The following is a 10,146-nucleotide window of genomic DNA, read 5'->3' as shown; positions in this document are numbered from 1 at the left end:
AACTGGGCTACTCCCGCACCTGCAATCGCTCAGCAACCTGCGCAGTCAACGCCACACACGCCATCTTCAACCCTTCCATCACCCGATCCCCAAGGTACTCCTCGGGCGCACCGTTCTGCCGGGTCCGCTCCGCAGCCAACATCAGCTCCGCCAGCACACGCAGCCCGGCCAGCGCGCAATCCGCATCCGCCAGCTGAAGACAACGCCCAGGCAGCTGATGCCGCTCCGGCCAAGGCTGGCCATCTGCAGCTGCACCAGATCCGATGCGGCGCAGCGTGGCGACGAAGGCGTTGGGATCGACGGACGGTTCGCGCTCGGGTTCGGCGTTGTCCGGATCGTACTGCGCGTGCAGGGAACGGAAGTCCGATGTGTTCATGGCAATGCTCCGTACAGGACAGACAGCAGCGCCACCGATAAAAGTGGCGGACGATGCGAGGCTCGAAAACCGGTCAACAACCAATCCGGCGGGTCCGAAGACCCCCAACGCACCGCCCGCCATGGACCGCGAACGGATTGCCAGCCGGCGCCACACAAACGTGACGCCGGCTGACAAGCGCAAACACATGGTTGTTGACCGGGTTTTCGACGCCCGTGCCACCCTGTGTGAGGTGGCATGCCAAGATGTACTCGCATGGTTGCGAGATGCCAAGAAACCGTAGACCACAGAGGCCGTAAATGCTGACGCTTACGGCATTGTTGCATGGCGCGCGCGCGGCAGAACCCTTGCCGTGCGGTGGTTTCGGCCGGTGTTAAGTTACCGTCCGAATGCGCATCAAAAAGCACGGTTTGCAGTTGTTCGGGATCCCAAAAGCGACACGTAGCCCACAGGGCCGACTCGCGCGTCGTGCCGATTACGACACAGCTTAACTTTGCAGCGCCACGCCCGGCCGTGGCCACAGCGCATCGTCGCGCTCCAGGTCGTAGTCGCTGCCGAACGCCAGCGCCGCCTCGCGTGGCGGAAGGTCTGCGTAGCAACCCAGCAGGTACTCATCCATGCCAGCATGGCGATGGTCGATGGCGAACAGGTGGAGGAGCTCCTTGTCGAAGGCTTCCAGCCATGCGGGGTCGATCTTGGTCATGTCATCCTCCAGAGGGGAAAGGGAGGATGGCTGGAGCGCGTCTCAAGACGTGGGACGCGAGCTTGATTAGGTTCCGAATCTCGCAGTGATCTGATTGCACAAGGCACAAGGTCGGGGTAGAACGAGGCAGACTCGTTACGGCGCACCATAGAGGTAAACGTCCATGCCTGCTATTGAAGACAATGACGCACTGTTCGATTCTCAATTGATCATCGGTCCCTCGATCGTCGCGGGAAGCGCCCTGCTTCGCCACCTGCAGGCGGCAGGCGAGTTCGATATCAATACGTCACCCAATCGCCTCTATCTGCCCATCGACCAGGCACTGGCCGACCAGATAGGATGCTCACGCTATGCGAAGGAGCCGCTTGATTCCTACACGCAAGGCATGCTGCAGCAGTTGGCTGCCATCGAGGCCTCGCCGGACGGACAGGGGGCGCTGAGAGGTGACCAGGGCTCCTCCGTTCGGGCCTTGGAGGCTATCAGGATGCTGCAGGACACGGTGAAGGTGGCCCTGATCAATGGGGATCTAGTATTGGCCTGCTGAAGTTGAAGCCGGTCGGCTCAATGATCACGCCGGTCGTTCTGTCGATGCACAATAGAGCCTGATGGCTTACGCATGCATACTTGAAGAATGTGAAAGAGCGTGGACGCGTTTGCTCAGCAGGATGGCTGCTCGGTCGCAGCATTGCGGAAGGAAATCGAGCTACATGAGTGCGGTATTCAGTGGGCGTGACACACTTCGAAAGGTCTGAATGCCGAGCAGAGGCGGGAGTTGAGAGGCTACTATGAACGATGGAAACGTCCCGAAGCTCGGTGAGTTCTACCTCCTCACGCCAGATACCCGGGGAGGAGGACGTGGGCGTGGCGTGGTGATGGAAAACAAGCGGGACGTCCCGTTGGCCAGCTATCTCAGCTTGCCGCCTGGAAGTGGGGGGCTTTCCGCACTGAAGGAAAGCCCTCGACTGCGCTATGACGGCGGCCTGGGTGAAATGCCTCAGGATCTTGAAGGGGGCTTCAAAGGCTATTGGCTGGTATCCGAGTCGCTTCGACGCGTTCTTGAGGGGATAGACGGGGCAGGATTTGACTTCAGACGCTGCGCGTTCACTCTCGAGGATGGATCAGAAGGCGAGGCCCGCTTTCTTTGCGAAGTTGTGCGAACGCTGGAGGCGATTGACGAGGAGGCTTCCACCGTGAAGGTACTGTTGGATGGCTATCCAAGTGGAAAGTTCTATGACATAACGGGCGGAGCCAGTCTTGCATTTCGAACGGATGTAATTGCCGGGGCGCACGTCTTCAGAACGCCATTTACTGCCGATGTTTACTGCGACCGGATTTTGCGGGACGCGCTGATTGAGTCTGGTTTTGGAGTGCCGCCGACGACTCGGGGCGTCTGGCTCATGGATGCAGCCAGTCTCTAATTTGCGGTGCGTGGGTGCCGGAAATTGGGGTGGAGGAGGTTGAAGAGATGCCGAGTCGAGGAGTTATTCTTCAGAGTCATCATGTGCTCGAGAAGAGCCTGTTCCTGAGTAATGATCTTCTCGACAAATTGGTCGAGCACGGGTTGATGGACGCTGACGCATCAGCGAACAGGCTTTACCTTCCTGTTGGTGGTGAACTCGCTGAGGATCTTGAAGCATCGCCTCATAGAGGCCGGACGCAAAGTGCGTACACGGCAGGTGTGACGAACGCGCTTAATGCCATCAGAAGTTCATCTGATGGTATAGCCGCCTTGAACGACGATGAGGCTGCGCTGGCACGTGTCGCGGCCAAGGTCGAGGATCTACGAGACGCACTGAAGGTGGGGCTAGTCAATGGTGACGTGTTTGCCACGACGCCGGATTTTCTGACTTCGCAGGAAGCGGAGGTGATCAACAAGAAGTTCATCGGAGAACATCGACAGTATTTGATTGATCGCGCTGATCAAGTGGCTGAGCTCAGATCGATGCATCCGGTGGAATCGGAGTGGACAGCAATCACTCGCTCAGATCCCAGAGTCGCTCGATTGATCGACGAGATTAATAGTAATCCCAAGAACCTGGTCGCCGGCCCAGGGGAGCGCGACGCCTTTGCGCGCGAAGTCGCCGGCAGGATGGAGATGCGCTTGGCGGTTTCGGAGGCAGAGCAGGCCGGGCGATTGACGCTTTCCGATGCGACTACCGCTCGTGTCCAACGGGCTCTGCTGGACGATCTGCCAGCCATCGGCAAGGTTCGCGAAGGAATCTATGATCTCGCTGAGGCATCGCCCAGCAACTACAAGCCCGTCTCGCAGCGCGGCTTTGCCACCATGGAAGTGCTCCTCAGCGAAGCCTCCACGAGCCAACTGATCCGCTCCGGCGGCCTGCTCGCCTCCGGCGCCGACGCTGTCATCACCGCCCGCCGCACCTCGCAACTGCTGGAAGAAGGCAACGGCACGGCCGCCCAGTCCGAGCTCACCCACGCTCTGGCACGCAACGGCGGTGGCTGGATCGGCGGCATGGCCACCGCATCACTGATCGGCACGTCGAGTTTCGTCCCTGCGGCCATCGTCGCGGGCGATGCGCTGCTGATGAGCAAGGCGTTCGACAAGGGTGCCGATCTGCTCGACAACCGCGCCATCTACCAGCAGACCGACAAGGCCGATGTCACATGGCAGTTCAATGGCCTCAACTGGCAGCGCCAGGCGGTCATGGACAGCGCGGGCGATGGCCTGGGCAATCCGGCTGAGCGCAGTGTGGGTGCCAGTTACGAGAAGGCCCGCGAGCTGGGTGCGTACGCCCACGTAAAAGCGGTAGAGCTGGCGCTGGGCAAGGCGCCGCCGCCGCAGGATCCTTTCAGCATCCCGGCGAAGGATGGCGAGAGCCGTCTGGACAACCCCAACTGGCACCGCGATGCGCAGACCGAACAGTGGACGCGGCGGGTCAAGATCAGCGTGTCCGGTGCCAACGACCGGGGGGTGTATGAGACGCAGACCGCCAGCCCCGAACGCGCCAACGAGTTGAATCGTGAGGCGGTGCAGCGCATCGAGAACAACATCGCCAACGGCAAGGCCGCCATTGCCGCCAGCTATCTGGAGACCTACGCCGCTACCCGTGCCAGCGACTTCGTGCCGCTGGTGCCGGAAGCGGTGGAGCAGGCGCGTGCCAAGCCGGACGCCATCCGGGGCTCGGACAACCAGCTTTACCAGCGCGATGAAGAAGGGCAATGGCACCACGCTGGCCAGATCGCGCAGGGGAACATGGCGCTGGAGTTGGAGCTGACCCGCACCATCCAGCAGCCGTCGCTCGATCAGTTCAACCAGACCATTGCCGCATTGGACGCGCGACCGTTGCCATCTGCGGCGGAGGTGAACCAGAACGAGCTGCGCCACAGCTACTACGCTGCGGGCGTTGCGCTGTCACCGGCGTGGGAGCAGGCCGTTGCCCTGGCCACGGCGCGCACGCGCGAGCAGCACGGCATTACGGGTCCCACGCTGCAGGAACTGGGGCCTGTAGCCGAGGGCAACGCGGGCGCCTCCCGACCCATCACCCATTACCAGGTAGGCCAGGATGGCGTGGCGCGCGCCGTCGCGGCCACCAGCACGCAGGAGCTGCAGGCCGCATGGAATGAGGTGCGCGCGCGTGCCAATGAACAAGCGCCGTTGCCGGACTCGCCCGAGTTGCGCATTGCCGCGCTGTCGGTGGGTGAGCAGGAGGCTTACCGGCAGGCACTGCTGGAGGCCAATCGACAGGGTGCTGCGCAGGTGGATGCGGGGCAGGCTGCACAAGCGGCCGCGCAGGTGGCACATGGCGACAAGCCATCTGAGCAGGGCGGGAATGTGGAAGTGCGGCCTGAAGAGCCTGCGACTGCGCAGCCCATTGCGCCTGCGGCGGTAGCGGTCACGCCAGCGGTAGCGGTCGCACCACCGCCTACGCCCGCGCCGCAGGATAAGCCCGAGCCACAGCGGTACGCCGAGCAGCGCGATCCGCAGCGGCGTGAGGCGGAGCCGCAACCTCAGCCCCATCCAAACAGCGAGGCGCCTACCGAAAGCCGTATCGCCTCACAGACGCCGGAGCCCGCTGGGCCGATGCAGGCACAACCGGCCGCACCTGAGCGCGCGACGCCGCATGTCGCCGCGCCTCTGGATGCGGCAACGCAGATGATGCCCACGCAGCGCACAGAGCAGGCATCGGAGTCGGAGCAGATGGTCGCACCTGCGGTTGCTCCCACTCCAAAGCAGGACATGGCAGTGCAGGAGAGTGAACCGGTGCCCTTCAAGGAGCCGCTGCCTGCTGAGCCTGCGCGCGATCCATGGCCTTTGGAGCAGGAAGCGGCACAACACGTGCCAGAGCCCGAACCGGCTCCGTTGGGTGACCACCAGCCCGTCACTGCGGCTGTCACTGTTCCTGCCGCGCCCACGATAGCGCCAAGCCCTGAACCGACCGCGCCCGCACCGGATGAGGCACCGGGCCCGAACCGGACGCTGCAGGACCCCACGCAGCCCGGCCATCCCGATCATGCGCTGTATCAGCAGATCCGCGAGGGCGTGGAAGCGTTGGACGCCAAGCACGGTCGCAGCTTCGATGAAGTCAGCGAACGCATGACCGTCAGCCTTCTGGTGCTGGCCAAGGACAACGACTTGGAACGGGTGGACCATGTGCTGGTGAGCAACGCTACGCGCGAACACCCGGCCGGGCACACGCTGTTCGTGGTGCAGGGCGAGCCCAGCAATCCGGCACACCAGCGCGCTGCGATGCCGACCGAGCTGGCGGCGCAGACATCGGTGGAGGAATCACTGCAGCAGTTCGATGCGGTCAGCCGTGAAGCGCATCAGCGTGCGCTGGCGAATCAGATGGACCAGCAGCTGGAAGACCAGCGGGTGCAGCACGAGATACAGATTCGTGCGGCGAGCATGTGATGATCAGGATGTGAGCCGCACTGCAGCTTGCAGAAAGGAATGAAGATGAAGCCACATGGAAAGCGCCGGATGTACATACTCGCGGGACTACTCGTTCTTCTGGCTACCGCCTGCCGGCCCGATGCGGCTCGCGACGCAGGCTCGATAGCAGAGGCCCATCGTCCGGATCTGGTGCCGCTTGTGCGAGCCATGCCGACTACCTCAATGGATGCGCCGTTGACGGTCGAGTTCGATGTGGCCGCTCCCAGCAAAAATTCCTCTCCAACGCTCATGATCGGCATTCGCGTTGACCGCACGGATAACACCGCGGCGTTTGGGGCACTGGCCGATGTTCGGGCGTCCGGGTTCCAGGCGAAGGTTTCCATGCAGCGCCTGGAATCGAGCGGATGGAAGGACGTGCCCTTGCACCGGCTGGAATGGGTCATTGGGGAACCTGCCAGAACAATTCCCATCCCCGCCGATGGTCGAGTGACAAATGCGTGGCTGGACGATGTTGACGTGCTGGCGCTGCAGAATGCTGGGCTGGAACGACCCGATGATAACTATGCACAGCTGGCCTTCGCATGGGCACGCAATCCGTCGCCGGGCCGATACCGGGTTGAAGTGCAACTGCACTCCCCTCTGCCACAGCTTGAGCCGTACCACCCGGAACTCCTGGTTGCTTACTTGCGCAGGCCCAAGTAAGGCAGCCTCGCCACCGCCGGTACGCTGAGTGTCACGGGTAAGTCAGCTCGACAATCTTCCGATAGCGGGGTTCGTATTCATCTGTCTCCCCCTCCGAACTGGACCGCGTAGACGCAGGTTCTCGCTGTATCACCTTCATCGGAACGATAGGTCAACAGGCTGGTATCCATACCCTGGTTACCACCGGTGATGGGGCGCCGGTACTGCCTGATGCCCCCTCTCTGAAATGGCACTTCTGCTCCGGTCCTGTATCCGAGGGCTTCGAGCGCTCGTCCGGCACTTTCGGCTTCCCAGTAGCACACGCCATTCGGAGCATCTGTCACTGGCTGCTTACCCAGCTGATAGAAGATCACCTCTTGGTTGGGGAACTCACGTGCCGACTCAACCGATAGATAAGTAACCCCATAGTTATAGCCGTCCGTTGTTGTCAGGTCCTTCGCGATGTGCCTGATGCTGACCTTTTCGTCTGGCACGAGTGACACACCGATCGCCGTGCCAAACTTGTCCGGACTGATGTCCGCCCTTGACCTGAGCGAATCCGCGTAGGCGAGAATGCGTTTTTGCAGCTCGGCCATGGAGATGCGGGCAGGCTGCGTATCTGCGGCAGCGGCACGTTCATTGACGGCAGACGTATCCGTCGATCGGGCACATGCAGATGTTAGCGTGAGCAAGGCCGACAGTCCGGAAATTGCCCCAATGCGAGCTGCGCGCGGCATAGCTCGAGGTAGCTGCGGCCGAAGCAATCTGGTCATGATGGCGTAGAGCAAAGCCGAAGCCTCCTTCGTTGTGATGCCCATCGGTGAGTCCCTGACGGTGTTGAAGGTACTGTTCGACCCGAATGAAGAGCGCCCGGACCTCCATCGTTCACGGCTGAACGCGATATCGTTCCAGAAGATCACGAACGCTGGTTTCCAGTCGCTGCCAGTCGCTCAGCATGACGCGTGCATAGTTCATCTCGATCGCGATGCTGTCGCCCACGTCCACGATGGAATGGCGGCACATTGCGATCTGGCCTTCGCCAGCGCGTTCAAGTGTCTTTCCCTGAACTACAAGTCCGTCAGGAATCCGATCTGCCGGGTCGCAGCTGATGAACGTTGTCAGTTGGCCCTCCGCCGAGCGGGCCACATACCAGTCTGGTTCCATTCCTGGGTTGTGCACGTAAGGCCTGCCCAGAGCAGCCTCCGAGTCCTTTGCATAGGCTGCCATCAACGATGGGTCGATCGCATACGGCGTCAGACCCCAGCGCTCGGGTTGTGCAACGCGCAGCGCGAGGTTCTCTACCGGGTCCCTTCGCTCCAGTGATCCCGGCGCGCTGGTGGCCTCACTACTGGACCGACGTGCCAGATAGTTCTGGATGGGAACGCGATCGATGTACCTAAGCTCGACCAGCACCTGCCGCCGGCTGTCCTGCGTGCTGCGCACCGGGCGATCACCGGGCGGCGCTGCATCGAAATCCGGCCAGAACACCGTGAGCATGACGCCCCCATCGGCCAGGGGGCCCGTCTGGTTGTAGTAGAGGTTGGCCGGGAACATGAAGCGGTGCGGGTCAAGCCGAGCCTCTACGGGCTCCGTTGTATAGGTATGTCCACCCACCGTACGGGGGCTGGTTGCGGCTTCGGACATGGGGGGTTCGTTCGGGCCCGTTTCCGTGGATGGGGCTTTCGCGCAGGCGGTGGTGCTCAGCACCGCCACCAGGGCGAAGGAGGCAAGCCGGCAAGCCGGCGCTCTGCTCATGGGCGATTCCCTTGCATGATCGAAACGACTATAGAACGGTGGAATGGCAAGCTCCAGTCGCTGCCGGGACCTTGCTTGCGCCCGGGTCCAGTACTGCACGCTGGCTCACACATTCAGCAAGTCGCGATCGGCGTCCTCTCTTCTTCCACCTGCCCCCCATCCCACCTATGCCATCATCCAGCCAGGACCGCAGTACCCATCAAGGCTGAACAGGCATGGAGCAGGCAACACGCTACACCGTAACCCTTTATCTGGCCGCGCCCGGCACCCCGCTGAAAAGTGGGGGCATCTCGCCGCGCGGCCATATGTACCTGCAGGTGGCCGCGGGCGACGAGGCCCACAGTTACGGCTTCGCACCACCGCGCCAAGTACCGGGTGAAACCCGGAACGGCGTGCAGTACGCGCAGGTACGCCACGACGATGCCGACGAGCATCTGGACCCGTACTACAGCCGCACCCTGGAAATCACCGAGGAGCACTACGGCTGCCTGCGTGATTTCGCCGAGGAACCCGCCGAGTTCGAATTCGATGTCGATCGCCCGGCCACCATCAACCGCTGCAGCGATTTCGTCTGGGCGGCGCTGCACTACGCTGGCCTGCATCCGCTGCCGGCGACGCTGGATGGCGGCAGCAACCTGGGCGAGTTCGCGGTGCTGTTCAACCTGCCGGAGATCCAGTGTATCGCCGCGCCGTTCCCGGGCAGCGACCTGAATGCCGAAACCCACCACGCGATGCCCGAGCGCGAGGCCGAGCATCATCGCCAGGGCGACCGCGCCAGCGATGAGCCGCCGCCGACGCCGATTGAAGTGGCCGGCACGCTGCTGGACCCTTCGCACCCAGACCATCGCCTGTTCTCGCAGCTGATCCAGAAGGTGGCGGAGCTGGACGCCGCGCACGGCCGCCCGTTCGATGCAGCCAGCCAGCGCATCAGCGCCAGCCTGCTGGTGCTGGCCAAGCAGAACAATCTCTCGCGTGTGGACCATGTGCTGCTCAGCCGGCCGACCCAGAACAGCCATGCCGCCGAAAGCATCTTCATCGTGCAGGGCGACCGCAACGACCCAGGGCACCGCCGCGCCAGCATCGCCACTGAGGTGGCGGCCAAGACCGATGTGGCCGATTCGCTGCGGTTGAAGGAGCAATGACGCGGCCACTTCGGCGGGGGCTGGTGGTACTGGCGGTGCTGGGCGCGCTGGCGGCATGCCGTGCGTCACCTGCGCCTGAGGTTGCGCCGCCCCAGCTGACGCGCGCACAGGCCGAGGCGCGCACGGTTGTGCCGTTCACGCGGGCCGTGCAGTTGCAGAAGGCCGGCCGGATTGCCGAGGTCACGTTTGATTTGCCGGCGCCCCAGAAGCCGGCCATTCCGATCCTGAACATCGGGTTGCGGCTGCAGGATACCGATGCGCGACGGCTGCTGGATGCTTCGGAGAAGATCACGCTGGGACGGCTGCCAACGCGGCTGCGCCTGGAGCGTATTGATGGCGGTGCACCTGGTCCTGTGCAGCTCTGGCAGCGTACTCGCGATGGACGCGATTCTCAGAAAATCGGGGAGGATGGCGTGGTAACAGACCTGACGACGGGGAGCGTGGACATCAACAGCTTGGCCGAGGCCGGGTTGTACTCTGAAGAGGTGCTCTATCGCACGTTGCAGTTGGCGCAGGTCGGAGGCATTGCACCCGGGCGCTACCTTCTGCGGGTGGACCTTGTGGAGGATCGGCCCCGGCTGGAAGGCCTGAAAGCAGAACTGATCGTTGGCTACCAATCACTAGGAAAGTAGAC

At 62.6% G+C, this 10,146-nt stretch carries 10 protein-coding genes; 6 read left to right on the top strand and 4 right to left on the bottom strand.

All coding sequences use genetic code 11. From position 1 onward, the window contains the following. Positions 1–7 precede the first annotated feature (7 nt). Positions 8–376 carry a hypothetical protein gene (locus tag ACM0PY_RS16855; protein ID WP_180886446.1) on the bottom strand — a complete coding sequence of 123 codons (369 nt, stop codon included), beginning with the start codon at positions 374–376 and terminating at the stop codon, positions 8–10. A 487-nt stretch (positions 377–863) separates the two neighbouring features. Further along, the gene (locus tag ACM0PY_RS16850) at positions 864–1,079 is read right to left on the bottom strand and encodes a hypothetical protein (RefSeq protein WP_180886448.1); all 216 of its coding nucleotides are present in this window, start codon (positions 1,077–1,079) and stop codon (positions 864–866) included. 163 nt (positions 1,080–1,242) lie between these two features. Between ACM0PY_RS16850 and ACM0PY_RS16845 the strand changes: the two genes are divergently transcribed. From ACM0PY_RS16845 to ACM0PY_RS16830, 4 genes are all read left to right on the top strand, one after another. Next, positions 1,243–1,623, top strand: coding sequence for a hypothetical protein (locus ACM0PY_RS16845; RefSeq protein ID WP_180886449.1), 381 nt, complete (start codon positions 1,243–1,245; stop codon positions 1,621–1,623). Positions 1,624–1,864: 241 nt separating this feature from the next. After that, a complete protein-coding gene (locus ACM0PY_RS16840; protein WP_180895471.1) occupies positions 1,865–2,497 on the top strand; it encodes an imm11 family protein in 633 nt (210 codons plus the stop codon). 29 nt (positions 2,498–2,526) lie between these two features. Then, positions 2,527–5,952: an XVIPCD domain-containing protein gene (locus ACM0PY_RS16835; RefSeq protein WP_180886453.1), complete on the top strand. Its 3,426-nt coding sequence runs from the start codon at positions 2,527–2,529 to the stop codon at positions 5,950–5,952. Between the two features lie 45 nt (positions 5,953–5,997). Beyond that, entirely contained in the window at positions 5,998–6,636 is a 639-nt protein-coding gene (locus tag ACM0PY_RS16830; RefSeq protein ID WP_414609333.1) for a hypothetical protein, read from the top strand. 77 nt (positions 6,637–6,713) lie between these two features. Here ACM0PY_RS16830 and ACM0PY_RS16825 read toward each other — a convergent pair whose 3' ends face one another. Then, positions 6,714–7,211, bottom strand: coding sequence for a hypothetical protein (locus ACM0PY_RS16825; RefSeq protein WP_119706053.1), 498 nt, complete (start codon positions 7,209–7,211; stop codon positions 6,714–6,716). Between the two features lie 289 nt (positions 7,212–7,500). Continuing rightward, positions 7,501–8,259: a hypothetical protein gene (locus ACM0PY_RS16820; protein WP_235646819.1), complete on the bottom strand. Its 759-nt coding sequence runs from the start codon at positions 8,257–8,259 to the stop codon at positions 7,501–7,503. A 326-nt stretch (positions 8,260–8,585) separates the two neighbouring features. On the opposite strand from ACM0PY_RS16820, the gene ACM0PY_RS16815 reads away from it, so the two are divergent. Together ACM0PY_RS16815 and ACM0PY_RS16810 are read left to right on the top strand one after the other, a co-directional pair. After that, positions 8,586–9,512: an XVIPCD domain-containing protein gene (locus tag ACM0PY_RS16815; RefSeq protein ID WP_180886402.1), complete on the top strand. Its 927-nt coding sequence runs from the start codon at positions 8,586–8,588 to the stop codon at positions 9,510–9,512. Then, complete coding sequence (locus ACM0PY_RS16810; RefSeq protein ID WP_180886403.1) at positions 9,509–10,144, top strand: hypothetical protein; 636 nt, start codon at positions 9,509–9,511, stop codon at positions 10,142–10,144. The genes ACM0PY_RS16815 and ACM0PY_RS16810 overlap by 4 nt, the downstream gene beginning before the upstream one ends. The last annotated feature ends 2 nt before the right edge of the window (positions 10,145–10,146 follow it).

Source organism: Stenotrophomonas sp. BR163 (genome assembly GCF_047520985.2).
In the GTDB taxonomy this organism is placed as follows: domain Bacteria; phylum Pseudomonadota; class Gammaproteobacteria; order Xanthomonadales; family Xanthomonadaceae; genus Stenotrophomonas; species Stenotrophomonas sepilia.
The sequence above is the reverse complement of the archived record's forward strand: the minus strand, read 5'-3'. Positions and strand labels throughout refer to the sequence as shown.